The following is a 25,098-nucleotide window of genomic DNA, read 5'->3' as shown; positions in this document are numbered from 1 at the left end:
TCTCCCCGTGGTTCCCGAGTCCCCCTGGTGCGCGGCCCCGGCGCGGGCCAGGCTGGCGGCCGACAGTGCCCTGCCCGTGGCCCGGGCCGGGCAACCGACGCAGCAGCAGGAGGACTTGTGGCCCTTGGCACAGCCGGCAGGAGCACCGCATCACCCGGGGGAGCGGCGCGGCGGCGCGGGAGGGCGACGCGTTCGCTCGTGCTGCTCGCGACCGTGTCCGCGCTGACGGCCGGCGCGATCACGCCCGCCCTGGCCGACACGACCCCCGACCCCCGCCCCCGTACCTCGGCCGAGATCCTCAGACCCGTCGCCCCGCCGCCCGCCGGCGGCCCGGCGGGAAGGCCCCGCTCGGTCGTGGACGGCGACGGCATCGAGACCGCGCGCACCTCGCGCCCGATCGCCCCGGGCGTCCGCCTGGACTCGTACGACCGGCTCGAATCCGACAAGTGGCTGCGGGTCGACTCGCTCTCCGTCGACCTCGACGGCGGCGGCGTGCGCGCCGACTACCTCTCCTCCGGCAAGGTCTCGCAACGGCGCACGGTCTCCGAGCTCGCCGCCGGGCACGACCCGGGCCGGGGCCGCCGCACCGTCGCCGCGATCAACGCCGACTTCTTCGACATCAACCAGACCGGGGCCCCGCAGGGCATCGGCATCAAGGACGGAGCCGTCGTCCAGTCACCGGCACCGGGCGTCGACCGGGCCGTCGGCATCGGCCCCGGCGGCGCGGGCCGCATCCTGAACCTCTACTTCGAGGGGACGCTCACCCTGCCCTCGGGCAAGCGCCCGCTCACCGCCTACAACGCCGCCGATGTGCCCGCAGGGGGAGTGGGCGCCTACACCTCGGCCTGGGGAAGCGCCGACCGCGCGCTGACCGTGGACGACGCCGCCCCCGTCGCGGAGGCCGTCGTACGGGACGGCACGGTGGTCTCCGTGTCGGACACCCCCGGATCGGGGAACATCCCGGGCGACACCACCGTGCTGACCGGCCGTGAGGCCGGGGCCGCCGCACTGCGCGCCCTGAAGCCCGGTGATCCGGTGTCCCTGACCTACCGGGCCCGCAGCGACGGCGGATCCGTGCCGCGCACCGCCGTCGGCGGCCGGGAACTCCTCGTCGTCGACGGGGTCGCCCAGGACCACGAGGGCGAGGGCAACAACACCGCCGCACCCCGCACCGCCGTGGGATTCTCCAGGGACGGCCGGACCATGCAGATCATCACCGTCGACGGCCGGCAGGCCGACAGCGGCGGCGTCACCCTCACCGAACTCGGGCTGATGATGCGCCGCGCCGGCTCGTACAGCGCGCTCAACCTCGACGGCGGCGGCTCCTCGACCCTCGTCGCACGGGAACCCGGGAGCGACGCGCTCCGCGTCGAGAACAGCCCGTCCGACGGCAGCGAACGCGCCGTCCCCAACGGCCTCGCCCTCACCGCCCCCGACGGCAGCGGCCGGCTCAAGGGCTTCTGGGTCCGGCCCCGCACCGCCGCCGCCTCCGCGCCGGGCGTCGACCCGGTCAAAGGCGGTCACCCCGACCGGGTCTTCCCCGGGCTGACCCGTCGCCTCACCGCGAGCGGATACGACGAGACGTACGGCCCCGCCGACGGCACCCCGCGCTGGCGGTCCGTACGCGGCTCGGTCGGCACCGTGGACCGGGGCGGCCTGTTCACCGCGCGGCACGGCGGCACCACCGAGATACGCGCCGAGAAGGGCACCGCGCGCGGCGGCACCACCCTCACCGTCCTCGACGAACTGGCCCGCATCGAGCCGACCGCCCGGCGCATCGGCCTGGCCGACGCGAACGCCACCGGCACGTTCGGGATCGTCGGGCTCGACGCCCACGGCACCTCCGCCCCCGTCGAACCGCGCGACGTCTCCCTCGACTACGACCACACGCTCCTCGACGTCCGGGACGACGGCCGGGGCTCCTTCACCGTCACCTCGCGCGCCGGGAGGGGCGCCGGGCAGATCAGGGCCACCGTCGCCGGCACCACCACCGTCCTCGCCGTCACCGTCGGCCTCGCCGAGCAGGCCGTCTCCTCCTTCGACGACGCGGACTCCTGGACCTTCAGCCAGGCCCGGGCGAGCGGCTCCCTCTCCGCCACCCCCGACGGCCGCACCGGCACCGGGCTGAGGCTCTCCTACGACTTCACGCAGTCCACCGCCACCCGCGCCGCCTACGCCGCCCCGCCCCGGCCGGTCGCCGTACCCGGGCAGCCCCAGTCGTTCACGCTGTGGATCAAGGGCGACGGCAACGGCGCCTGGCCGACCCTGCACCTCAAGGACGCCGCCGGCTCCGACCAATTGCTGCGCGGGCCGTACATCACCTGGACCGGCTGGCGGCAGGTCACCTTCGCCGTGCCGCAAGGGGCCGCCACGCCGCTGACCGTGTCCCGCTTCTACCTCGCCGAGACGGCCGCCACCAAGCAGTACACGGGCGAGATCGTCGTCGACGACCTCACCGCCCAGGTCCCGCCCGCCGTCGACCTCCCCGGACAGGCCGCACCGGCCGACCCGCTGATCGATCCGGCGGCCGTGACCGGGCGGCGCGACTGGCGGTTCGCGGTGATGTCCGACGCCCAGTTCGTCGCGCGGGCCCCGGACAGCGACATCGTCGCCCAGGCGCGGCGCACCCTGCGCGAGATCAAGGCGGCCCGCCCCGACTTCCTGGTCATCGACGGCGATCTCGTCGACGAGGGCTCGCCCGCGGACCTGGCGTTCGCCCGCCGCGTCCTCACCGAGGAACTCGGCGACGCACTGCCCTGGTACTACGTCCCGGGCAACCACGAGGTGATGGGCGGGCGGATCGACGACTTCGTCGACGAGTTCGGTCCCGCCCGGCGGACGTTCGACCACAAGGGCACCCGGGTCATCACCCTCGACACGTCCAGCCTCGGTCTGCGCAGCGGCGGCTTCGACCAGATCAAGGAGTTCCGCGCCCAGCTGGACGCGGCGGCGAAGGACCGGAACGTCGGCTCGGTCGTGCTGATCGAGCACGTGCCGCCGCGCGACCCGACCGTGCAGAAGGGCAGCCAGCTCGGCGACCGCAAGGAGGCGGCCCTCGTCGAGCAGTGGCTCGCCGACTTCCGCCGCACGACGGGCAAGGGCGTGGCGTTCGTCGGCGGTCACGTCGGGGTGTTCCACGCCTCGCACGTCGACGGAGTGCCGTATCTGATCAACGGCAACTCCGGCAAGGCGCCGGCCGGTCCCGCGGGCGAGGGCGGATTCACCGGCTGGTCGCTGATCGGCGTGGACCGCGTCACCTCCGGTGAACAGGCCACCGCCCGGCAGCGGCCGTGGCGGGGCGGCCCGGACTGGGTCTCCGTCCAGACCCGGGCCCATGTCGACGGGCTGTCGCTCGACGCGCCCGAGGTCGTCGGGGCCGGGAGCCGTACGAAGGTCACGGCGACCGTCGCCCAGGGCTCCCGCGAGGTGCCCGTGGGCTTCCCGCTGTCCGCCGACTGGACCGGATCCCCGAACGTCCACATCGGCCGCGCGGACGGCGCCCGGCACCGCCACATCGCGGTCCTCGACCCGTCGACCGGCACCCTCACCGCTCTCCGCCCCGGCACCGTCACGCTCGCCGTGACCGTCAACGGCACCACGCGCCAGGCCGTGATCAGGATCGCGGCAGCCCGAACCGCCCCGGCGGCCTGACCGGCCGGGTACCGTCCGGCCCGGGGCCGTCCCGCACCCGCCACGGGGGGCGCGGGACGGCCCCGTGCCACCCGCCTACACCTTGCGGTACGTGTACGCCTCCGAGGCCGCGGCCTCCACCGCGTCGACGTCCCCGCCCGCCGACGCGGTCACCACGGCGGCCACCGCGCCCTCCAGGAACGGCGCGTCCACCAGCCGCGCGCCCTCAGGCAGTTCGTCTCCCTCGGCCAGCATCGACTTGACCGTCAGCACGGCACTGCCCAGATCGACCAGCAGCACCACGCCGACCCCCGAGTCCACCGAGGCGGCGGCCCCGGCGATCAGCTCCGCACTCGTGCCGAGCCCGCCCTCGGCGGTTCCGCCGGCGGCGGCGACCGGAGCGGTCGCACCACCGGCCGCGAGCCCCTTGGCCAGCTCGGCGACCGACTCGGCCACCGGGCCGCTGTGCGAGACCAGCACGATCCCGACCTGGTTCACGCCGCTCACGCCCCGCCTCCGCCCGCCCCGGCCGTCTCGGCGAGCGCGGCGATCAGCAGGGCGGAGGACGTCGCCCCCGGATCCTGGTGCCCGATGCTGCGCTCGCCCAGATAGCTCGCCCTGCCCTTGCGCGCCTGCATCGGCACCGTCGCCAGCGCCCCCTCCTCGGCGGCCTTCCGGGCCTCCTCGAACGAGGTCCCGAGCGCGTCGGCCGCCGGCAGCAGCGCGTCGAGCATCGTCTTGTCCCCGGCCTGTGCCCCGCCGAGCTGGGCCACGGCCGCGACGCCCACCCCGAGCGCCTCCGCCAGCTGCTGGGGCGTCACCTCGGGCTCGTCGCCCAGGGCCTTTCCGGTGCGACGCAGCAGAGTCCCGTACAACGGCCCCGAGGCCCCGCCGACCGTCGACACCAGCTGCCGCCCGGCGAGCATCAGCACGGCTCCCGGGGTCGCGGGCGCCTCCCTGTCCAGGACCGCGGTCACGGCGGTGAACCCGCGCCGCATGTTGGTGCCGTGATCGGCGTCCCCGATCGCCGAGTCGAGTTCGGTGAGACGGTCCGCCTCGCGGTCCACGGCACTCGCGGCCGCGGTCATCCAACGGTGGAAGAAACCGGCGTCGAGCACATGATCTCCTTGTCGTCGGGTCAACGGCCCCAGCGCAGCGCGGGCGTCTCCACCGGCGCGTCCCAGAGGCGCAGCAACTCCTCGTCCACCTGGCAGACCGTCACCGAACAGCCCGCCATGTCGAGCGAGGTCACATGGTTCCCCACGAGCGTACGAGCCACCACGACCCCCCGCCCGGACAGCGCCCGTTGCACCTCGGCATTGAACCCGTACAGCTCCAGCAGCGGTGTCGCGCCCATGCCGTTGACCAGGACGATCACCGGTCCCGTCGGCCGCAGGTCGTCGAGTACCACGTCCACCGAGAAGTCCGCGATCTCGCGGGACGTCATCATGGGACGCCGCTCCCGTCCCGGCTCGCCGTGGATCCCGATGCCCAGCTCCAGCTCGCCCGGCGGCAGGTCGAACGTGGGGGACCCCTTGGCGGGCGTGGTGACGGCACTCAGCGCCACGCCGAAACTCCGTGAGGAATCGTTCACTCGGCGGGCCACGGCCGCCACCTGTTCCAGCGGCGCCCCTTCGTCGGCCGCCGCCCCGGCGATCTTCTCCACGAACAGGGTGGCCCCGGTGCCCCGTCGCCCCGCCGTGTAGAGGCTGTCGGTCACCGCGACGTCGTCGTCGACGACCACCTGCGTGACCCGCACCCCCTCGTCCTCGGCGAGCTCGGCCGCCATCTCGAAGTTCAGCACGTCACCGGTGTAGTTCTTGACGACGAACAGCACCCCCGCGCCGCCGTCCACCGCGGCGGCGGCGCGTACCATCTGGTCCGGCACCGGAGAGGTGAACACCTCGCCCGGGCAGGCGGCGGACAGCATGCCGGGGCCGACGAACCCGGCGTGCAACGGCTCGTGACCGGAGCCGCCCCCGGAGACGAGCGCCACCTTCCCGGCCACGGGCGCGTCCCGCCGCACGACGACGCGGTTCCCGACGTCGACGGCGAGCCCGGGATGAGCGGCGGCCATACCGCGCAGCGCGTCCGCGACGACGGTTTCCGGGGTATTGATCAGCATTTTCAACGGAGCCTCCTAGCGAGGGTGGCGGGCTGTCGCTGAACCGCAGCCGACTCTACTGAGGGAGGGTCACATTGCGGGGGAGGCCGACGGACGGATGTGTGACCCGATGGCTGGGGAGCCCCGGCCCGCGAGGAACGGGGGTGTCCGGACGCACGGCGGGCGAATAAGAGGAATGCTCCGTTCCGGTCAGCCCAGGACGCTGGGCCGGTCGATCACCCACAGCCATGTGCCGTCGGACTGGCGGCGGGCCACCTCGACCGTGGCATCCTTCCCGTCGGCCAACTGCACCGAAGTGAGCGCCAAGTCGCCATAGTGCAGCGTACGTTGCTGTTCACCATGCTGGAAGACGGGCCGGTCGGCCGTGAATCGCTCGTAGGCCCTGCGGATCTCCCGCTCGCCGGTCGCCACCGTGCCGTCGGGGAGGGCCAGGACCGCGTCGGGTTCGTACAACGCGACCAGGCCGTCGACGTCGCCCGTGTTGAGTCTCTCGACCACGAAACGGCTGAGGTCCTCGGGCTCGACGGCCCGCTCGCGCGACCTGTCACCGCTCATCTCCCGCATCTCCCCGTCAGGTCCGTCCGGCCCGGGAACAGCGCCCGGTTCCGTGATCCTGGCAGGTGACGCGCCCCGCTCCCGGCAGCCGCCACCCACGTTCATTCGAACGCGTGAACTCGCGAGGAGAAGATCATGTACAGGCCACTGATACGCACCGTCACGCTCGGGGTCGCCGAGCCCCATCCGATTCCGGAGGCGGTCGTCGAGGAGAAGGCCCTGCTCGTCCGGCGGGCGGAAGCGGCCTTCCGTGCGGCCGGGTACGAGGTCCAGACCGTACGGCTGTCGACCCGGTCCGTCTTCGCCGACCTCGCGGGACGGACGCCGTCGGACATCGTCTCCTACGCCCACCGCCTGCAGACCGTTCTCGACGGGGTCGGGATCGGCTACTGCTCGCTGGGCCCGGCGGACGCGGCCGATCCCGCCTTCCCGCTGCACACCCTCGACACCGTCGGGGACCTGCTGATCGGCGCGGAGGCGCTGAGCTGCACCGTCCGCACGGGAACGCTGCGGCACGGGGTCCGTTCCGAGGCGTCCGGACCCGTGGCGCGGATCGTCCGCAGGCTCGCCGAGGAGACGGACCAGGGGCTGGGGAACTTCCGCTTCGCCATGGTGGCCTGTGTCGATCCCGGCGGGCCCTTCTTTCCCGCGGCCCACCACGACGGGCCTTCGTCCCTCACGGTCGGCCTGCAGGGCGCGGGAATCGTCGCGGAGGCGCTGCGGGAGGTCGGCCGCCTCGACCCCGCCGCCATCACGCGCCGGGTCGGGCGGGCGCTGAGCGAACACGCCGCGCCCGTGGTGGGGATCGCCGAGCGGATCTGCGAGGAGACGGGCCCGGCGTACGGCGGCATCGACCTGTCGCCCGCGCCAGCGGGCGACGACAGCATCGCCGCGGCCATGGAGCTCTGCCTGCCCGGACCGCTGGGCGGCCCCGGAACGATGGCCGTCACCGCGGCACTCACCGAGGCGATCCGGAGCACGGGCCTGACCACCTGCGGCTACAACGGGGTGATGCTGCCGGTCATGGAGGACACCCGGCTCGCGCAGCGCTGGCACGAGGGCACGGTCGACGCCCAGCGGCTGCTGGCCTGTTCGGCGGTGTGCGGCACCGGACTCGACACCGTTCCCCTTCCCGGCGACACCCCCGAGGAGGAGATCGCGGGACTTCTGACCGACGTGGCCGCCATGGCCGTACGCCTCGGGAAACCGCTGTCGGCCCGTCTCTTTCCCGTACCCGGCAAGAAGGCCGGCGACCGCACGACGTTCTCCTCCCCCTATCTGGTGAACACCACTCTCAGGCGCTGAGTACCGTCCCGCACTACCCGGTGGACCGGTGATCCCGGACGAAGACAATCCCCACCAGCTTGTTCTGTCCCGCCGGCGGGACAGAACAAGCAACATGGTTGACGGCTCCCGGACGACAGTGCAGGGTCGGCGGCGACGAGTTCGACGCGATGCGATGTTCTTTTCCGCAGCGACGCGTTCCGGAGGCGGGCATGAAGTTCGGAATCGGAATCGGGCGCACCCTCACGGCCCGCGAATCGGCGAAACTGGCACGCCAGGCCGACGAATTAGGGTATGAACACTGCACATTCATTGATTCACAGAACCTCTGCCGCGACTCGACCGCGATGATGGCCCTGGCCGCGGCGGCGACGACCCGAATACGCATAGGCCAGGCGGTCACCAATCCGTACACCCGGCACGCCTCCGTGCTGGCCAATGTGATCGCGACCCTGGACGAGATCTCGGAGGGTCGGATATTCCTCGGCATCGGCGCCGGAGGAAGTGCCGTCGCCATGGTCGGAAAGAAGCCGCGGCCGCTCACGGAACTCGCCGAATACGTCCAGTTCTTCCGGGACTTCACCGGAGGAAAGGAAACCGAATGGCAGGGCCTGCCCATGCGTTCGGAGTGGGCCGAGCGCGAGATACCGGTCCTCATCGGCACCCACGGCGCCAAGAGCTGCCGGCTCGCCGGAAGAATCGCGGACGGGGTGTTCCTGCCCGGCCTCTCACCGGCGATCACCACGTGGAAACGGGCACGCGTCGCCGAGGGCGCGCGGAGCGCCGGGCGCGAACTCGCCGATCTCGACGTGTGGTCACGCGGCACGGTGTTCGTGCACGACGACGTGGACGAGGCGCGCGAATACCTGCGCTCCTACGCCGCCACCTCGGCGTACTTCCTCTGGCGTTCGGTGCTCAGCCGCACCACCCCCGAGTCCGAGGAACTGGCCGCCATGCTCCCCGACGCGGTGCTGTCGGACATGGCCGCCCTGGCCGAGCGCTACGACTGGTACCAGCACGAGGTCGTGGGCGCCCCGCACGCCGCCGAACTCTCGGACCGCCTCATCGACTGCTTCGCGATCTACGGTCCGCCCTCCCGGTGCGTCGACCGGCTCCAGGAACTGCGCGAGACCGGAGCCGATCAGGTCTCCCTGGTGCTCTACGGGGTCCCGGACCAGACGGCCATGATCAGCCGCTTCGTCGAGGACGTCGCCGCCCGTCTCGGGTGACGCGCGACGCCGAGTGGAAGGAACCCCCATGCCGTTCATCACCGTGCTCGCGCTCAAGGGGCGCACGCTGGAACAGCGGCGCCTGTTCGCCGACGAGATCACCCGGCTCGCCGTCAAATGCCTGGACGCCAAGCCCGAAGAGGTGCGTGTCCGGTTCGTCGAGATGGACGCGACCGAATTCGCCCGGGGCGGGCGACTGTTCGCGGACCAGTCCTGAGACCCCTGGGGTGTTGCGAACATGACTCTGTCGGCCACCACTCTGTCGCCCGGCCAGGAACGCGTGTGGCTCCTCGACGAGCTGCGCCCGCAGGACCGGACCCTCACCATCGGTGAACTGATGCTCGTCACCGGCCCGTTGGAAGCGGACACGGTCCGGGACGCGCTGGCGGAGCTGATCGCCCGCCACCCCGCGCTGCGCACCGCCTTCCGGACGGGGCCGGGCCGCCCGGAGCCGGTGGTCCTCCCCGCCGGGGAGATCGCGCCGCCGCTCGTGCGCGAGACGGACACGACGGCACCCGACGACCGGATCCGCCGGGTCCAGGACTGGGCGAAGGACCTCTGCGCCCGGCCGTTCGACAAGGAACGGGGCCCGCTGTGGCGGGCGGGGCTGCTCTCGCTCGGCACGGGCGAGCACGCCCTGCTGCTCTGCGCGCACCAACTGGTCGCGGACCGGCACTCCCTGGCGGTCCTCTTCGAGGAACTGGGCGAACTCTGCGCCGGGCCGACGCCGGGCCACGACCGCGCCCGGCCGTCGGCGGAGCACCACGCCGGTCCACCCGCCGCCCCCCGGCACCGGCTCGAATCCCGCGTCGAGGCCCTGGCCGGCATGCCCGTCGGCGTCGAACTGCCCGCCGACCGGATACGCCCGCGTGCCCTGGCCCTGACCGGCGCGCACACCTCGATGCGTCTTCCCGAGGCGACGGCCCGGGCACTCGCGGAGTACGCCCGCGCCCAGGACACCGACACCGGGACGCTGCTGCTCACCGCGTTCGCCGTCCTCGTCCACCGTTACACCGGTGTGACCGACATCGCCCTCGGCACCCCGCACCGCGCCCCCGCACACACCGTGGGCGCCCTGACGAACCTGCTGGTCGTACGCGCCGCGCTCGACGGGGATCCCTCGTTCTCCGAGGCGCTGGAGCGGATGCGGCACGCCTGCGCCGAGGCACGGGCGTACGCCGACGTTCCGTTCGCGCAACTCGTCGAACGGCTCGACCCCGAGCGCGACCCGAGCCGCCGCCCGGTCTGCCAGGTCGGCTTCGAGATCCGGCCGGAGCCCGTCTGCGCGCTGCCGGGTGCCACCGCCGCACCGCTGCCCCTCGACCCGGGGACGGCCGACTTCGACCTGGCCCTCGTCGTGGCGCCCGGGGACCACGGAACCCGGCTGACCCTCGCCTACGACACCGAACTCTTCGAGGAGGAGACGGTCCGCCGCCTCGCCGGGAACTTCGGCACCCTCCTGGCCGGGCTGCTGGCCAAGCCGGGCGAGAGCATCGGCCGCCAGTGGCTGCTCGCCCCCGAGGAGGAACGCCGGGTGCTGCACGACGGCAACGACACCCGCGTCGACTTTCCGCACGACCGGCTGATCCACCGGCTCGTCGCCGACCAGGCGGCCCGCCGCCCCGAGGCGGTCGCCCTCGTCGGCGGCGAGGAGCGGGTGACCTTCGGCGAACTCGACCGGCGCGCCAACCAGGTCGCGAACCATCTGCGTGAGCTGGGCGTGGGCCCCGAGGTCCCGGTCGGCATCTGTCTGCGCCGCTCGGTCGACATGGTCGTCGGCGTCCTCGGCATCCTCAAGGCCGCGGGCGCCGCGGTCCTGCTCGACCCCTCGCAGCCGACCCGCCGCCTGGCGTCCATGCTCGACGACTCGCGGACCTCCGTACTGCTCACCTCCGAAACCCACCTCGCCCACCTGCCCACCGAGTTCGGCGGGCACGTCCGCTGCCTCGACCGGGACCGCGCGCTCTTCGACGCCGCCTCCCCGGCGGCCCCGCCCGAGCGGGCGCACCGGCTGGGCCTGTGCCAGATCGCGTACACCTCGGGTTCCACCGGCGAACCGCGCGGCGTCGCCTTCCACCACGGCGCGGTGCTGCTCGTCTCCCAGGGCACCCAGCGGGCGTACTCGCTGACCGAGAACGACCGCGGCACCTGGATCTCCGCCCCCGGCTTCGGGATCTCCTACGTCAACGAGCTGTGGCCCTTCCTCAGCGCGGGCGGTGCCGTGCACATCGCGGACGAGACCACCACCGCCACGCCCTTCCGGCTCCGCGACTGGCTGATCGACGCCGGGATCACCGTCACCGTCCTCGCCAAGGCACTCGCCGAGCGCGTGTGCGCGGTCGACTGGCCGGGCGAGGTGCCGCTGCGCGTCCTGATGGTGTCCGGCGAACGCGTCGGCTGGCTCCCCTCGACGGTGCCGTTCGAGATCGTCACCATCTACGGCTCCACCGAGACCACGAACGCCACCACCTGCCTCAACGAGGCCGATGGGGTGCGCATCACGCCGAAGACCGTGCCGCCCGCCGCGCGGCACGGCTCCAGCACCCCCGTGGGCCTGCCCGTGCCCAACGCCCGCGTGTACCTGCTCGACGACGCCCTCCAGCCCGTGCCGCTGGGCGTGGCCGGACAGATCCACGTGGGCGGCGACCTGATCCAGAGCGGATACCTGCACCGGCCGGAGCGCACGGCCGAGAAGTGGATCCCCGACCCCTTCGCGGCGCGGCCCGGCGCGCGCATGGTCGCCACCGGCGACATCGGCCGTCGGCTGCCCGACGGAGCGATCGTCGTGCTGGGCCGCGCCGACGAACAGGTCAGCCTCAACGGCTACCGCATCGAGCTCGGCGAGGTCACCACCCGGCTGCTGGAACACCCCGCCGTCCGGCAGGCCGTCGTCACGGTCAGGGAGGACCGGCCCGGCGAACGCCGCATGGTCGCCCACCTCGTGACGGACACCCACCGGCGCCCGACCGGCGGGGAACTGCGCGACCTGCTCAAGGAGCAGCTGCCCGCCTACATGGTCCCCACCGCGTTCGTGGTGGTCGACGCCCTTCCACTGCTCCCCAACGGCAAGGTCGACCGCCGTGCCCTGCCCGCGCCCGACGCGCCCCGCGGCGGCACGGGCCCCACCGTCGCCCCCCGCACCGACACCGAGAAGACCCTGGCCCGGGTGTGGTGCGAGGTCCTGCACCAGGAACGGGTGGGCGTCCGCGACAACTACTTCGAGCTGGGCGGCGACTCGCTCACCGGCATGGAACTCATGGCGTCCGTCGGCCGCGTCCTCGGGGTGGACCTTCCGCTGCGCGTCCTGTTCGAGGCCCCGACCGTCGAGGAGATGGCCGCGGTGGTCGAGGGCGCGGGCCGGGGGACACCGGGTGCGGGACCCGCCCCGGCGGGCGCGCCCCCGATCACACCCCGGCCGGACCAGCGGTACGAGCCCTTCCCGCTCACGGACATCCAGCACGCCTACTGGATCGGCCGCAGCGGCGGCATCGAACTCGGCGACGTCGGCTGCCACGGATACCAGGAGTGGGACGTCCCCGGACTCGACCCCGAGCGGCTGCGACGCGCCGTCGACCTGCTGGTCGCACGGCACGACATGCTCCGCGCGGTCGTGACCCCCGACGGGCGCCAACGCGTCCTGGAGGAGGTGCCGCCCTACGAGCTGCGGGCGACGGACCTGCGCGGGCTCCCGGCCGCCGAACGCGACGGACGCCTCGCCGAGATCCGCGAGCAACTGTCCCACGAACTCCTCCCGGTCGACCGCTGGCCGCTCTTCGACCTGCGGGTCACCCGCGTCGACGAGACCGTCTCCCGCGTGCACGTCAGCTTCGACCTGCTGATCTTCGACGCCCGCAGCGCGCGGATCTTCACCCAGGAACTGTCCCGGCTGTACGAGGACCCGGACCTGGCACTGCCCGCGCTCGAACTGTCCTTCCGCGACTACGTCCTCGCCGAACGAGCCGCCCAGGACAGCTCCCCGCTCCACGCCGCGTCGCGCGCCTACTGGCAGGACCGCCTGGACGACCTCCCGCCCGCCCCCGAACTGCCCTATCTGCGGAGCCTGGCATCGGTGCGCCGGCCGCGCTTCGTACGGTGCCCGGGGCGGCTGGAGCCGGACGTCTGGCAGGCCCTGCGCCAGTCCGGGGCGGCGGCCGGCATCACCCCGTCGGCCCTGCTCCTCGCGGCCTTCGCCGAGGTGCTGGGCACCTGGAGCGCCACCCCTCGGTTCACCGTCAACCTCACCCTCTTCAACCGGCCCCCGCTGCACCCCCGGCTCAACGACCTGCTCGGCGACTTCACCTCCGGGCTGCTGCACGCGGTGGAGGGCGACGGCGCCACCTTCCTGGACCGGGCCCGGCAGGTCCAGGACCGGCTCTGGAACGACCTGGAGCACCGCCACACCAGCAGCGTCCAGGTCATGCGCGACCTGGCCCGGCGCCAGGGCGGCGGGCTGCCGCGGGCGGCGATGCCGGTGGTCTTCTCCAGCCTGGTCGGCGTCCCGCGCATGGAGTGGGGCAGCCTCGGCACGTACGCGTACGGCGTCACCCAGACACCGCAGGTCGCCCTCGACCACCAGGTGATGGAGGTGGACGGCGGCCTCGACTACTGCTGGGACGCCGTGGCCGAACTCTTCCCCGACGGCCTGCTCGACGACATGGCCGCCGCCTACGGAAGCCTGCTGCGGGACCTCGCCGCACGGCGGGAGACGTGGTCCCGGGAGCGGCCCGCGCAGCCGCCCGCCGACCAGCTCGAACGGCGCACCCGGACCAACGCCACCGACACCCCGGCGACGGCACAGGCGCCGGACACCGGCCTGCTGCACGAGCCGTTCCTGCGCCGGGCCGCCGAGAACCCCGGGGCCCCCGCCGTCGTCCAGGCCGGGCGCACCCTGACCTACCGGGACCTCGACACGGCATCGGCCGGGATCGCGAACCGGCTCCTCGAACTCGGCACCCGGCCAGGCCGGCTCGTCGCGGTCGTGATGAACAAGGGCTGGGAACAGATCGCCGCCGTGCTGGGCGTGCTGCGCGCCGGAGCGGCCTACCTCCCGGTCGACCCCGCACTGCCCGCCGCGCGGATCCGCTACCTCCTGGAGAACGGGCAGGTGGAGACGGTCCTCACACAGCCCGCCGTGGACCGGGAGCGCACCTGGCCGCCGGGCGTCACCGCCGTCCCGGTCACCCGGACCTCTCCGGCGCCGCCGGCCGGGCGGCCGTGCCCCGCCCCGGTCGGCCCGGAGGACCTGGCGTACGTCATCTACACCTCGGGCTCCACGGGCGAACCCAAGGGCGTCATGATCGAGCACGGGGCGGCCCGCAACACCGTCCTCGACATCAACCGGCGCTTTCGTGTCGGACCCGACGACCGGGTCCTCGCGATCAGCTCCCTCAGCTTCGACCTCTCGGTCTGGGACGTCTTCGGAACCCTGGGCGCGGGCGGCACGCTGATCGTCCCCGAATCGTCCGAGAACCCGGACCCGGCGGCCTGGGCGGAACTCCTGCGCCGCCACCGCGTCACCGTCTGGAACTCCGTCCCCGCGCTCCTGCAGATCCTCCTGGAGTACACCCGGGGCAGGGGCGAACGCCTGCCGGACGAGCTGCGGACCGTGCTGCTCAGCGGGGACTGGATCCCCGTCGCGACCTACGGACAGCTGCGCGACGTGGCCCCCGGGGCCCGGCTGATCTCCCTCGGCGGCGCGACCGAGGCATCCATCTGGTCCATCGCGCACGAGGCGGGCCCGCCCGGCCCAGAATGGGCGAGCGTGCCCTACGGCAGACCGCTGGCCAACCAGCGCTGGCACGTCCTCGACGACCGGATGAGGCCCCGCCCCGACTGGGTGACCGGCGGGCTGTACATCGCCGGGCACGGCCTGGCACGCGGCTACTGGGGCGACCCGGAGAAGACCGCCGCCCGGTTCGTGACCGACCCGCACACCGGTGAACGCCTCTACCGCACCGGCGACCTCGGCCGCTGGCGGCCCTCGGGCGACATCGAGATCCTCGGCCGCGAGGACTTCCAGGTGAAGATCCTCGGCCACCGGGTGGAACTCGGCGAGATCGAGGCGGCGCTCCAGGACCACCCGGGGGTCGCGGGCGCCTGCGTCGTCGCGCTCGGCGACCCCGGCGCGGCCCGGCGCCTCGTGGCGCACGTCGTGCCCGAACCGGACACCGCGGCGCCGGAGGCGGACGAACTGCGCGAGTTCCTGGCGCAGCGGATCCTGGGCGACATCGTGCCGTCGCTCTTCCACTTCCTGCCCGCCCTGCCGCTCACCTCCAACGGCAAGGTCGACCGCACCGTGCTGGCGGCGCTCGGCGAACCCGCCGCACCCGGTGCGGAATCCGAGCCGCCCGCCACCCCGACCGAGGAACTGCTGCTGCGCATCGAGGCGGACGTCCTCGGCGCCGACCGACTGGGCCCCGGGGACGACTTCTTCACCTCGGGCGGCGACTCGCTCCGTGCCATCGCGGTGATCAACGGGGCCGCCGACGCGGGCCTCGACATCCCGGTCGAGCTCTTCTTCCAGCACCGCACGGTGCGCGAACTCGCGGCCCGCCTCGACGGGCTGAGCACTCAGGACGGCCCGACGATCCTCGACATGAGGGACGACACATGACGCTGCTGATCCACCAGCTGATCGCCGAGCAGGCGGCACGGAGGCCGGACAAGCCCGCCGTGGTCTCTGCCGCCGCCTCCCTGACGTACGGCGAACTCGACCGGAGGGCGAACCGGCTCGCCGCCCACCTGCGCACCCTGGGAGCCGCCCCCGAGGTCCGCGTCGGCGTCTGCCTGCCGCGCTCCGCCGACGCCGTCGTCGCCCTGCTCGGTGTCGTCAAGTCCGGGGCCGCGCCCGTCCTCCTCGACCCGGCCGCCCCCGGCAACAGGATCGCGCTGATGCTCCGCGACTCGGGCGCGCGGGCCCTCGTCACCACCTCGGACACGGTCCCCGGGGAGATCCTCCGCGAGGCGGCGGCCGACGGCATCCGCCCGGTGCTGCTCGACCGCGACACGGCCGCCGTCGACGCCCACCCGTCGACGGATCCGGGTACGGCCGGTCTCACCCCGGACAACGCCGCCCACGTCGTCTACACCTCCGGCTCCAGCGGGGAACCCAAGGGCGTCGTCGCCCGCCACGCAACCGTGCTGCACTGCGCCCGCTGGACGCACCAGGAGTTCGCCGTCACCGCCGACGACCGCTCGACCTGGGTTTCGTCACCGGGGTTCGGGGTGTCCCTCGTCAACGAACTGTGGCCGTTCCTCTCCGCCGGGTGCACCGTGCACCTGCCCGACGAGGAGACCCTGCTCTTCCCCGAGCGGCTGCGGGACTGGCTGACCGCGCACCGGATCACGGTCGTCCAGCTGGTGGCGACGCTCGCGGCCGGACTGTGCGCGACCGCGTGGCCCGACGGCCCCGCGCCGCGGCTGCTCCTCGTCACGGGGGAGCGGTTCGAACCGGCGGCGGACGGCCCGCCCTTCGACGTGGCCGTCACCTACGGCTCCACGGAGACCACCCACATCACCTCCCGCGGCCGCGCCGTCCCGCACGCCCGCGTGCACCTCCTCGACGAGAACCTCGCCGAGGTGCCGCCCGGCACGGAGGGCGAGATCCACGTCGCGGGCCCCGGACTGGCACGCGGCTACGCGGGAGACCCCGCCCTGACCGCGCTGCGCTGGCTGCCCGACCCGTTCGCCGCCGGGCCCGGGGCCCGCATGTACCGCACCGGGGACGTCGGCCGGCTCCTCGACGACGGCACCCTCGACATCGTCGGCCGCACCGACCGGCAGGTGAAGATCCGCGGCAAGCGCGTCCACCTCGACGAGGTCGAACGAAGCATCCTGCGCGGCGGGGAGGCCGCCGAGGCAGCCGTGGTGGCCCGCGGCGAGGGGGACCGGCGGCGCCTGGTCGCCTATGTCACCGCCGTCGCCCCGGACCGGGTGCCGCACCTGCACTCCGGGCTGCGGCGCGAACTGCCCGACCACATGCTGCCGTCCGACTTCGTGCTCCTGGACTCCCTGCCCCGCACCCTGCACGGGAAGCTCGACCGGCAGGCGCTGCCGGAACCCGGACGCGACCGCTCGGCGTCCGCCGCCCCCATGAAGGAGGCACGCGACGATCTGGAACGCGAACTGACACGGATGTGGTGCGAATTGCTCGGCCTCGACCGGGTCGGCACCGCGGACGACTTCTTCGACCTCGGCGGACACTCGCTGCTCGCCGTACAGCTGGTCGGTGCCGTCGAGGACCGCTTCGGAGCCTACGTCGACCTGCCCGCCTTCTACGAACGGCCGACGGTCGCGGACCTCGCGGAACTGATCAGCGCCGCCGCCCCCGGCCCGTCCGGCGCCTGCCTGGTCCGGACCGGCGCCGGGCCCGGAGCCGTCCTGCGCCTTGTCTGCTTCCCCTTCGCCGGCGGCGGCCCGTCCGCCTACCAGAGCTGGGCGGACGCCCTGCCGCCGGAGATCGAACTGGTTCGCGTACAGCCGCCCGGCCGGGGGGAACGCCTGGCCGAGAAGCCCCTGGAGCGCGTCGACGAGCTGGTGACCGAGGTGGGCAAGGCCCTCGCCGAGCTGGACCCGCTGCCCACCGCCTTCTTCGGACACAGCTCCGGGGCCGTGGTCGCCTACGAACTGGCGCTCTGGCAACGACGGCACGGCCACACCCCGCCGGTGCACCTCTTCGCCTCCGGCTCCGCGGCCCCGCACGTCCCGGTGACCACCCGGGTCCACCGCATGACCGACGACGAACTGCGCGAACACCTGCGAGGACTCGGCGGCACCCCGCCCGAACTGCTCGACGATCCGAGGCTCCTCCAGGTCATGCTGCCGACGCTGCGCGCCGACTTCGCCCTGCACGAGACCTACACGCACCGGCCCGAACCGCCGCTCGACTGCCCGGTCACCGTCTTCGGCGGCACCGAGGACACCGAGGTCGACCAGGCGGAACTCCCGCTGTGGCGGACCCTGACCCGGGCCGCCTTCGAAACCCTCCTGGTGACGGGCGGCCACTTCTACCTGGACACGGCGCGCGACGCGCTCCTCTCCCGGATGCTCGACGCGCTCGCCCCGCCGCTCGCCCGCCCGAGGAGCGGAAGATGACGGCCCTCGTGGCGCAGGAGCCGGAGATCGTCGAATCGGCCGACGGCGTACCGATCGCCTGCTGGCGCTCGGGCACCGGCCCCCCGCTGGTCCTCGTCCACGGCAGCGGCGAGGACCACACCCGCTGGCGGCCGGTACTGGCCCGGCTGAGCGACCGGTTCACCGTGTACGCCGTCGACCGCCGGGGCCGCGCGGCCAGCGGCGACGCGGACCCCTACGACCTGCGCGACGAGGCACGCGACCTCGCCGCCGTGATCGACCGGACCGGTCCCGGAACATGCCTGCTCGCCCACTCCTACGGCGCGATCTGCGCGCTGGAGGCGGCGACGCTCACCTCCGGGATCGGCCGGATGGTCCTCTACGAGCCCCCGATCCCGGTCGGTGGGAGCGGGGAACCGTCCGGGCTGGGCGCGCGTCTCGGCGCGCTGATCGACGCGGGCGAGGAACTGCGCGCCCTCGGCCTGTTCCTCGTCGAGGTGGCGGGCGTGAGCCCGCGCGAGGTGGACGTGCTGCTGCGCATCCCCGGCTTCCGCGAACGGGCACCGCTCGCCCGGACGCTGGCCCGCGAGATCGAGGGCGCGCGGCGCTACGTCATCGAACCGGACAGGTTCCGTGACCTGACGGTCCCCGCCCTGCTGCTGGCCGGCGGCGACAGCCCCCCGGAGCTGCGGCGGGCGGTCGACGCGGTGGCCGGGGTGCTCGCGGACTCCCGGGTCGCCGTCCTCCCGGGCCAGACGCACCGGGCCATGGATACCGGTCCCCGGCTCTTTCTCGACACCGTGCTCGGCTTTCTCCAGTGACGCTCCGTCAACCACTCAGGACAGGAAAGGAATACGGAATCATGAAGCGTTCCGTCGTGAACCCGTGGGAATGGTCGCTCAAGTTCGGCTTCAACCAGGGCGAGGTCGTCGAGGAGCACACCCGGATGCTCGTCTGTGCCGGGCAGACGTCGCTCGACGCCGACGGCGAGGTGGCGCACCCCGGCGACATGGCGCGGCAGATCGGCCAGGCGCTCGACAACGTGGAGGCGGTGCTCGCCGAGGCCGGCATGGACCTCACCAACGTCGTCCGGCTCAACATGTACACCACCGACATGCAGCTGTTCCTGGAACACGTGAGCGTCATGGGCAAGCGCCTCGAAGCGGTCCGGGCGGCTCCGCCCGGATCGCTGCTCCAGGTCTCCGGGCTGGCGTTCCCGGAGCTGCTGGTGGAGCTCGAGGCCACGGCTGTGAGCTGACGGATGAGCGGGCAGGAGCAACGGACCGTGCCGCTCCGGCAGGTCTTCCGGCTGCACCCGGGACCCCGCTCCGGGTCGGAACCGCAGGCGGCGCGGCACGCCGGGGAAGCCCCGCAGCCGGGCCACGGCCGTACCGCGGACCCGGCCGCCGGGCACACCCCGGCCCCGGAGGGAAGCGGGGGACCGGGGCCGGGGCCGGGACGCGGCCCGGTGGCGCGGCTGTGGGCGGCGGGCCGCCTCTCGATGACGGTCCTCCTCGACGACAGGGAGCCGCTGTACACGCTCCTGCCCCGCACCCGCCCCCCGGCCCGGCCGGACACGGCCCCGCCCGGCCCCCTCGTGCTGTCGCGGTTCGCCGTGATCCGGTGGCACGGGGACGCGTTCGTCATCGAGTCCCCGCGCGCCTGGTGCGACGTCCGGCTGCGCGACCCGGCGCTGCTCGGCGCGCTGACCGGAGCCGGGGGACGGGACCGCGGCGGGCTCCCGGACGCGGTCGTGGAGCGGCTGGGACGGGATCTGTGGTGGGCGGGCCTGGCCGTCCCCCCGACGGACGACACCGAGGGCAGGGAGCCGTCGCTGCGCCAATGGGCCCCGCACGAGCTGTGGTTCCACAGCCGCACCAGGATGTCGGGACGGCAGCCGGACGAGGGCTTCGGGAAGACCGACTGGGCACGGGGCGCCTTCGCCCCGCTGCCCGCACGGCGCCCGTCGTTCCCCGGCCCCGGCATCGGGCTCCGCCGTCCCGACCTGGGCCTGCTCCGCACCACCGACCCGTCCCTGACCACCGTCATGGAGACCCGCAGGACGATCCGCGCCCACGACGACGCGTCCCCGCTCACCCACGACCAGCTCGGGGAGTTCCTCTTCCGCTGCTGCCGCAACCGGTGGAAGGCGGAGCTGCGCGGGGTCGAGTACGTCGGCCGCCCCTATCCGGCGGGCGGTTCCGGGTATGAGCTGGAGGTCTACCCGGTGGTCGGGAACGTCGCCGGCCTCGCCCCGGCGCTGTACCACTACGACCCGCAGGACCATCGGCTGGAGCGGGTGTGCGGGCGGACGCCCGACGTGCGGCGCCTGCTCGCGCTGGCGGCCCGGCTCGCCGACCAGCAGCGGCCGCCTCAGGTCCTGCTGGTGGTGGCGGCCCGGTTCGGCCGCCTGATGTGGTCCTACCAGGGCATGCCGTACGCGCTGATCATGAAGCACACCGGAGTGCTGTTCCAGACGATGTACACCGTCGCGACGGCGATGGGACTGGCACCGTGCGCGCTGGGGACGGGGGACTCCGACGCGTTCGCACGGGCCACGGGCCTCGACCCGTACGCCGAGGCGAGCGTCGGGGAGTTCATGCTCGGCAGCCGGCCGACGACCGGATCCATGTGAGCGCCGATCAGGAGAGAGCCGTATGCAGACACCGTTGATCATGAGTGAGGGCCGGTGCGCGGTGTGGGAGGAGCCGATCGGTCCCGCGGGCGTGCGCATCCGCGAGCGCGCCGTGTCGGACCCGCTGCCCGGGCAGGTGACCGTCAGGGTCAGGGCCGCCGGACTCAACCACCTCGACCTGTGGGTGGTCACCGGGGCCCAGCGCGTCGAACCGCCCCGGGTCATCTCCGCGGACGGTGCGGGTGTGGTGGAGGCCAGCGGCTGCGACGAGTGGGCGGTGGGCGACGAGGTCCTGTTCTACCCCGTGTCGGCCTGCTGGCGGTGCGAGCACTGCCGGGGCGGGCAGCAGGTGCGGTGCAGCAGGTTCGCCGTCCTCGGGGAGCACTCCGACGGCGCGGCCTGCGAGCTGGTCCGGCTCCCCGGCCACGCCCTGCGGCGCAAGCCTGCGGGCCTCGGCTGGGAGGAGGCCGCCGCCATGCCGCTGGCGTACCTGACGGCATGGCGGATGATCGTCACCCGCGCACGGCTCAAGGCCGGTGAGACGATGCTGGTCACCGGGGGCAGCGGCGCGGTGGGCACCGCGGCCGTGCTGATCGGGAAGCACCTCGGGGCGCGGGTGCTCGCCACGACCCGGTCGAAGGAGAAGGAACCGCAGCTCAGGGCCGTCGGTGCCGACGGCGTGTTCAGCTCGTCGGGTTTCTCCCGCTCCGTCCTCGACGTCACCGACGGGCACGGCGCCGACGTGGTCTTCGAACACGTCGGCGCGGCCACCTTCGACGAGTCCCTGCGCTCGGCCGCCTTCGGCGGACGCGTGGTGACCTGCGGGGCCACCAGCGGCCTCGTCACCCCGGTCAACCTCCCGCGGGTGTTCGTGCGCCAGCTGGAGATCCTGGGGTCGACGGCGGGCAACGCCGAGGAGTTCACGGATCTGGTACGGGCCGCGGACGACGGGCTGAGGCCCGTCGTGGCCCGGACGTACCCCTTCGCCGAGGTGAGCGACGCGCTGGCGTTCCTCGACAAGTCCGACCAGGTGGGCAAGGTGGTCCTCACCATGTGACGCGTCCTCGTGAGGCGGGGCGTCCCCGCACGGCGGGGCGGGGGGCGGGTCCGGTGCGCGACCGGACCCGCCCCCACGCACGGCCTCACCCGGCGCCGGCCTCCGGGGCTGGCCCCGCCGCGGGCCCGTCGACATGTCGCAGCGCGCGGTCGACGAGCGCGCCCGCCACCCCGAGGTAGCGGCGCGGGTCGAGCAGGTCCTCCAGCGGGTGCGCGGCCAGGAGCGTGCCCAGCTCCGGATCGAGTGCCACCGCCTGGGCGAACGGCACGCCGTCCGCTGACGCCTTGTGCGCGATGCGGGTGACGCACCGCTTGGCACGGACCCGGCCCAGCTCGGCCGTGAGCCGGACGGCCAGCCGCTCGGCCAGGATCCGCCCCTCGGTCGTCCCGGTGTTGGCCCACATCCGGTCCGGCAACGGCACCAGCCCCTCGGCCAGTTCGGCCGCCGTCCGCGCGGACCCCCCGGCCAGCCGCAGCACCTCGCGCAGCGGCTGCCACTCCGCCTGCCAGGCGCCGCCCGGCCGCTCGTCCTCCGCGAGCATGCACCGGGCCAGCACCGAGACGTACGCCGGGACCTGGAGCGCCGCCGACACCAGCAGCGAGGCGAGAACCGGATTGCGCTTCTGCGGCATGGCGGACGAGGCGCCCCGGCCCTCGCCGGCCGGTTCGAGACCCTCGCCGACCTCGGTGCGCGTCATGTTCTGGACGTCGAGCCCGAACTTCCCCAAGGCGCCCGCCACGATGGCGAGTTCATTGCCCAGCGCCACGAACGGCGCCCGCGAGGTGTGCCAGGGCAGCAGCGGTTCGGCCAGCCCCGTCTCGTCCGCGAAGGCCCGGACGAGGGCCAGCGCCGCGGGCGTGCCGTCGTGCGCGGGCACCCCGTCGGCCAGGGCGAACTCGTGATAGGCCGACAACGTGCCCGCGGCACCGCCCAGTTGCACGGGCAGCGCCGACGCCGCTGCGGCCAGCCGCCGGTCGGCGTCGTCGACGGCGCACATCCAGCCCGCGGCCTTCAGCCCGAAGGTGGTCGGCACGGCGTGCTGGGTGAGCGTACGGGCCGGCATCACGGTGTCGCGGTGCTCGGCGGCGAGCGAGGCGAGCGCCGCGACCACCCGGCGCAGATCCGCCCGGACGAGGGCGACCGCACGCCCGGCGACCAGCATCGCCGCGGTGTCCATGATGTCCTGGCTGGTGCTGCCGCGGTGCACGTGGTCGGCCGCCTCGGGCGCGTACGCCGCCACCCGCTCGGTCAGGTCCGCCACCAGTGCCACCACGGGATTCGCCGCGTTCCGTGCCCGCCGGGCCAGCGACACCGGATCCAGCCGGGCGTCCCGGGTGACCTCGGTGATCGCCTCGGCCGCGCTCCCCGGGACGAACCCGAGCCGGGCCTGGGCACGCGCGAGGGCGGCCTCGGCGTCCAGCATGGCCTGGAGCCACGCCTCGTCCGAGACCGCGGCCTCGACCGGGGCACCGGCCCGGACCGTGGACAGCAGACCGGTGTCGGTTCCCGGCGGATGCTCGGACATGACGGTCAGTTCCTCTCGTGAGCGGCGCAGGAACGGGCGGATCCGGCGGATCCGGCGGCCTCGGACCCCGGCCGGGCGCCCGCGCGGAGCGCGGCCCTGGCCATGGCGTCGGAGTCGCCGAGGATCACGGAGTTCACCCCCGGACGGACCCCGGCGGCCGTGACCCAGTGGACGTGCTCGGTCGGCACGCCGTACGCGAAGCGGGCGGGATGGGGGAGGCCGGCGGCATCCACCACGTGGTACGGAGCCCGGCTCACCGCGAGGCCGCCCGTCGGGTACCCGGCCCCGTCCGGGTCGGGGACGACGTACGGGCGGCACTGCCCGCGGGCGAGCATGGACCTCATGAGCGGATCGCGGGTGCGCCGGACGTCCGGCTCCGGAAGCCGGGCCTCGACCAGCGCGTCCACCAGCAGCGGGCCGTCGCCGGTCAGGTCCGACGTGACGGCGAAGCGGCCGGTGCCGGGGTCCGGGGCCACCGACATGCCGGGGCCCACGAGCCGCAGGATGCCCGCCTCCATGAGGGCGATCATCTCCCGGACCCGGCGCACCGGCGGCCCGATGGACAGGAAGGCGTTCATGGGGGTGTACCAGCCGTCGAGGTCGTCCCGGTACGAAGCGCCGCCTATCCCGCCGTGGTCGACCACGAGCCGTATCTCGTTGCGCAGATCGCGCAGCACGTCGAGCGCGCTCTTGACGGGGTCGGTGACATTGCCGCGCACCGCGTGCGCCACGTCGCGCTCCAGATGGCCGAGCAGCCAGGCGTTGAACCCGGCGACCCCCTCCAGCGCGCCGGGCGGGCAGGGCCGGTTCACCGCGTCCCAGTCCCACCGGTCGCCGGGGCCGATCCCGTACTCGCCCAGCAGCCTGTCCTCGTCGCTCCCTTCGTCCCCGGCCAGCACGGTCTTGACGTACCGGGGGAGGAAGTCGGCGGACGCCTCGGGGCCGCGGCGCTCCGCGAGCAGCGCCGCGTAGTACACGCTCTCGACCTCCTTGGCCACCAGCGGCCACACCTGGCGCCGGAATCCGGCCGGCGCGCCCGCGTCCGCCGCCGCGCGCAGGGACGCGAGGACGTCGGGGGTCAGGAACAGCGGCTCGTGGCGTTCGGACACGCCCTTCTCGTTCTCGCCCCGGGCGTGGTACGGGACGCCGCGGCGCGAGCCCGCCAGCAGCAGCGGCTCCTCGCCCGACGGCTCGTACACGAACCCGCCGTCGCGGGGACGGAAGCGGCCCCCGCGTCCGGAGGTGAACAGGGCCATGTAGTCGAAGAAGTTGAGGCCCAGCCCGGACAGGGCGACGACGTCCCCCGCGCCGATCGCGGAGAGGTCGACGTCGGCCGGGTTGGCCGGCGGGACATGGACGCGCCCGTGCGCGCGGGCGTGCGCGGCCAGCGCGCGTGTCCCGTCGCCCGGGTCCGTGTCGCAGTGGCCCTGCGCCAGGACGACCGCGTCGACGCCGCCGACGGTCGTGCCGTCGTCCAGCACGACGTCCTGACGGCCGTCCGCGCGGTCGTCGACGGCCACCGCCGTCGCCCGTCGGACGTCGACCACGACGCCGGGGGGAGCGGTGCGGCAGACGAACCGGAACGCCCAGCGCAGGTAGTGGCCGTAGAAGGCCCGGGTCGGATAGGTGTCGGGCCCCAGGCTCGCGGCCTCCCGCAGGACCTCGGCGGGCAGGCCGTCGTCGAGCCCGTCGGCCAGGGGGAGGAGGCCCGCCCACGCGTGGAGGCTGGGCCCCTCCACGATGGGCCCCGCGCAGCTCACGCCGGGGTCGGTGAAGATCGTGATCTGGGACGCCACGGTGTTCATGAGCAGTTGGGCGGACTGGTCCGTGCGCCAGACCCGGCCGGCGCCCGCCGGATGCGGATCGATCACATGGATGACGCAGTTTCTCTCCCCGGCGACGACGGGCGCGTTGGCGCAGAGCCTCTCCACCACGGAGAGTCCGCGAGGCCCCGCGCCGATCACGGCGACGGATATCTCGGCCATG

Annotated in this window: 16 protein-coding genes; 10 read left to right on the top strand and 6 right to left on the bottom strand. The window is 73.8% G+C overall.

The features are described from left to right. The first annotated feature begins 201 nt into the window (after nt 1-201). The gene (locus tag ACFYY6_RS07515; RefSeq protein ID WP_389192225.1) at nt 202-3,651 is read left to right on the top strand and encodes a phosphodiester glycosidase family protein; all 3,450 of its coding nucleotides are present in this window, start codon (nt 202-204) and stop codon (nt 3,649-3,651) included. Nucleotides 3,652-3,726: 75 nt separating this feature from the next. Here ACFYY6_RS07515 and ACFYY6_RS07510 read toward each other — a convergent pair whose 3' ends face one another. From ACFYY6_RS07510 to ACFYY6_RS07495, 4 genes are all read right to left on the bottom strand, one after another. Next, the gene (locus ACFYY6_RS07510) at nt 3,727-4,137 is read right to left on the bottom strand and encodes a PTS fructose transporter subunit IIA (protein WP_351521812.1); all 411 of its coding nucleotides are present in this window, start codon (nt 4,135-4,137) and stop codon (nt 3,727-3,729) included. Continuing rightward, complete coding sequence (gene dhaL / locus ACFYY6_RS07505; protein ID WP_351521814.1) at nt 4,134-4,748, bottom strand: dihydroxyacetone kinase subunit DhaL; 615 nt, start codon at nt 4,746-4,748, stop codon at nt 4,134-4,136. Before dhaL ends, ACFYY6_RS07510 begins: the two co-directional genes overlap by 4 nt. Before the next feature lie 20 nt (nt 4,749-4,768). Continuing rightward, a complete protein-coding gene (dhaK, locus tag ACFYY6_RS07500) occupies nt 4,769-5,761 on the bottom strand; it encodes a dihydroxyacetone kinase subunit DhaK (RefSeq protein WP_386607721.1) in 993 nt (330 codons plus the stop codon). Between the two features lie 183 nt (nt 5,762-5,944). After that, nucleotides 5,945-6,310 carry a nuclear transport factor 2 family protein gene (locus ACFYY6_RS07495; protein ID WP_351521817.1) on the bottom strand — a complete coding sequence of 122 codons (366 nt, stop codon included), beginning with the start codon at nt 6,308-6,310 and terminating at the stop codon, nt 5,945-5,947. A gap of 135 nt (nt 6,311-6,445) precedes the next feature. On the opposite strand from ACFYY6_RS07495, the gene ACFYY6_RS07490 reads away from it, so the two are divergent. From ACFYY6_RS07490 to ACFYY6_RS07450, 9 genes are all read left to right on the top strand, one after another. Continuing rightward, on the top strand, nt 6,446-7,615 hold the full coding sequence (locus ACFYY6_RS07490; RefSeq protein WP_351624661.1) for a DUF711 family protein: 1,170 nt from the start codon (nt 6,446-6,448) through the stop codon (nt 7,613-7,615). 191 nt (nt 7,616-7,806) lie between these two features. Further along, complete coding sequence (locus tag ACFYY6_RS07485) at nt 7,807-8,823, top strand: LLM class flavin-dependent oxidoreductase (RefSeq protein WP_351521821.1); 1,017 nt, start codon at nt 7,807-7,809, stop codon at nt 8,821-8,823. A 28-nt stretch (nt 8,824-8,851) separates the two neighbouring features. Next, on the top strand, nt 8,852-9,040 hold the full coding sequence (locus tag ACFYY6_RS07480) for a tautomerase family protein (RefSeq protein WP_073785968.1): 189 nt from the start codon (nt 8,852-8,854) through the stop codon (nt 9,038-9,040). A 21-nt stretch (nt 9,041-9,061) separates the two neighbouring features. After that, nucleotides 9,062-15,436 carry an amino acid adenylation domain-containing protein gene (locus tag ACFYY6_RS07475; RefSeq protein WP_389192085.1) on the top strand — a complete coding sequence of 2,125 codons (6,375 nt, stop codon included), beginning with the start codon at nt 9,062-9,064 and terminating at the stop codon, nt 15,434-15,436. Further along, nucleotides 15,433-17,916 (top strand): amino acid adenylation domain-containing protein, encoded by a 2,484-nt coding sequence (locus ACFYY6_RS07470; RefSeq protein WP_389192082.1) that lies wholly within the window; start codon nt 15,433-15,435, stop codon nt 17,914-17,916. The genes ACFYY6_RS07475 and ACFYY6_RS07470 overlap by 4 nt, the downstream gene beginning before the upstream one ends. Next, nucleotides 17,913-18,716: an alpha/beta fold hydrolase gene (locus tag ACFYY6_RS07465; protein ID WP_389192079.1), complete on the top strand. Its 804-nt coding sequence runs from the start codon at nt 17,913-17,915 to the stop codon at nt 18,714-18,716. Before ACFYY6_RS07470 ends, ACFYY6_RS07465 begins: the two co-directional genes overlap by 4 nt. 41 nt (nt 18,717-18,757) lie before the next feature. After that, nucleotides 18,758-19,153, top strand: coding sequence for a RidA family protein (locus ACFYY6_RS07460; protein WP_351521825.1), 396 nt, complete (start codon nt 18,758-18,760; stop codon nt 19,151-19,153). A 27-nt stretch (nt 19,154-19,180) separates the two neighbouring features. Beyond that, on the top strand, nt 19,181-20,530 hold the full coding sequence (locus tag ACFYY6_RS07455; RefSeq protein ID WP_389192076.1) for a SagB family peptide dehydrogenase: 1,350 nt from the start codon (nt 19,181-19,183) through the stop codon (nt 20,528-20,530). Nucleotides 20,531-20,552: 22 nt separating this feature from the next. After that, nucleotides 20,553-21,587: a zinc-binding dehydrogenase gene (locus tag ACFYY6_RS07450; RefSeq protein ID WP_351624649.1), complete on the top strand. Its 1,035-nt coding sequence runs from the start codon at nt 20,553-20,555 to the stop codon at nt 21,585-21,587. 85 nt (nt 21,588-21,672) lie between these two features. Here the strand turns inward: ACFYY6_RS07450 and pcaB are convergent, their stop codons facing one another. Further along, nucleotides 21,673-23,112 (bottom strand): 3-carboxy-cis,cis-muconate cycloisomerase, encoded by a 1,440-nt coding sequence (gene pcaB / locus ACFYY6_RS07445; RefSeq protein WP_389192073.1) that lies wholly within the window; start codon nt 23,110-23,112, stop codon nt 21,673-21,675. A gap of 5 nt (nt 23,113-23,117) precedes the next feature. Beyond that, nucleotides 23,118-25,097 carry an FAD/NAD(P)-binding protein gene (locus ACFYY6_RS07440; protein WP_386607727.1) on the bottom strand — a complete coding sequence of 660 codons (1,980 nt, stop codon included), beginning with the start codon at nt 25,095-25,097 and terminating at the stop codon, nt 23,118-23,120. Nucleotide 25,098 lies beyond the last annotated feature (1 nt).

The sequence above is a fragment of the Streptomyces sp. NPDC001750 genome, assembly GCF_042892615.1.
Lineage (GTDB): Bacteria > Actinomycetota > Actinomycetes > Streptomycetales > Streptomycetaceae > Streptomyces.
The sequence above is the reverse complement of the archived record's forward strand: the minus strand, read 5'-3'. Positions and strand labels throughout refer to the sequence as shown.

Bases quoted from the DNA above. Each gene is read 5' to 3' on its own strand.
- pcaB (WP_389192073.1), bottom strand. From the start codon at position 23,112: ATGTCCGAGCATCCGCCGGGAACCGACACCGGTCTGCTGTCCACGGTC.
- ACFYY6_RS07450 (WP_351624649.1), top strand. From the start codon at position 20,553: ATGCAGACACCGTTGATCATGAGTGAGGGCCGGTGCGCGGTGTGGGAG.
- ACFYY6_RS07470 (WP_389192082.1), top strand. From the start codon at position 15,433: ATGACGCTGCTGATCCACCAGCTGATCGCCGAGCAGGCGGCACGGAGG.
- ACFYY6_RS07490 (WP_351624661.1), top strand. From the start codon at position 6,446: ATGTACAGGCCACTGATACGCACCGTCACGCTCGGGGTCGCCGAGCCC.
- ACFYY6_RS07480 (WP_073785968.1), top strand. From the start codon at position 8,852: ATGCCGTTCATCACCGTGCTCGCGCTCAAGGGGCGCACGCTGGAACAG.
- ACFYY6_RS07460 (WP_351521825.1), top strand. From the start codon at position 18,758: ATGAAGCGTTCCGTCGTGAACCCGTGGGAATGGTCGCTCAAGTTCGGC.
- ACFYY6_RS07495 (WP_351521817.1), bottom strand. From the start codon at position 6,310: ATGAGCGGTGACAGGTCGCGCGAGCGGGCCGTCGAGCCCGAGGACCTC.
- ACFYY6_RS07485 (WP_351521821.1), top strand. From the start codon at position 7,807: ATGAAGTTCGGAATCGGAATCGGGCGCACCCTCACGGCCCGCGAATCG.
- ACFYY6_RS07465 (WP_389192079.1), top strand. From the start codon at position 17,913: ATGACGGCCCTCGTGGCGCAGGAGCCGGAGATCGTCGAATCGGCCGAC.
- ACFYY6_RS07475 (WP_389192085.1), top strand. From the start codon at position 9,062: ATGACTCTGTCGGCCACCACTCTGTCGCCCGGCCAGGAACGCGTGTGG.
- ACFYY6_RS07440 (WP_386607727.1), bottom strand. From the start codon at position 25,097: ATGGCCGAGATATCCGTCGCCGTGATCGGCGCGGGGCCTCGCGGACTC.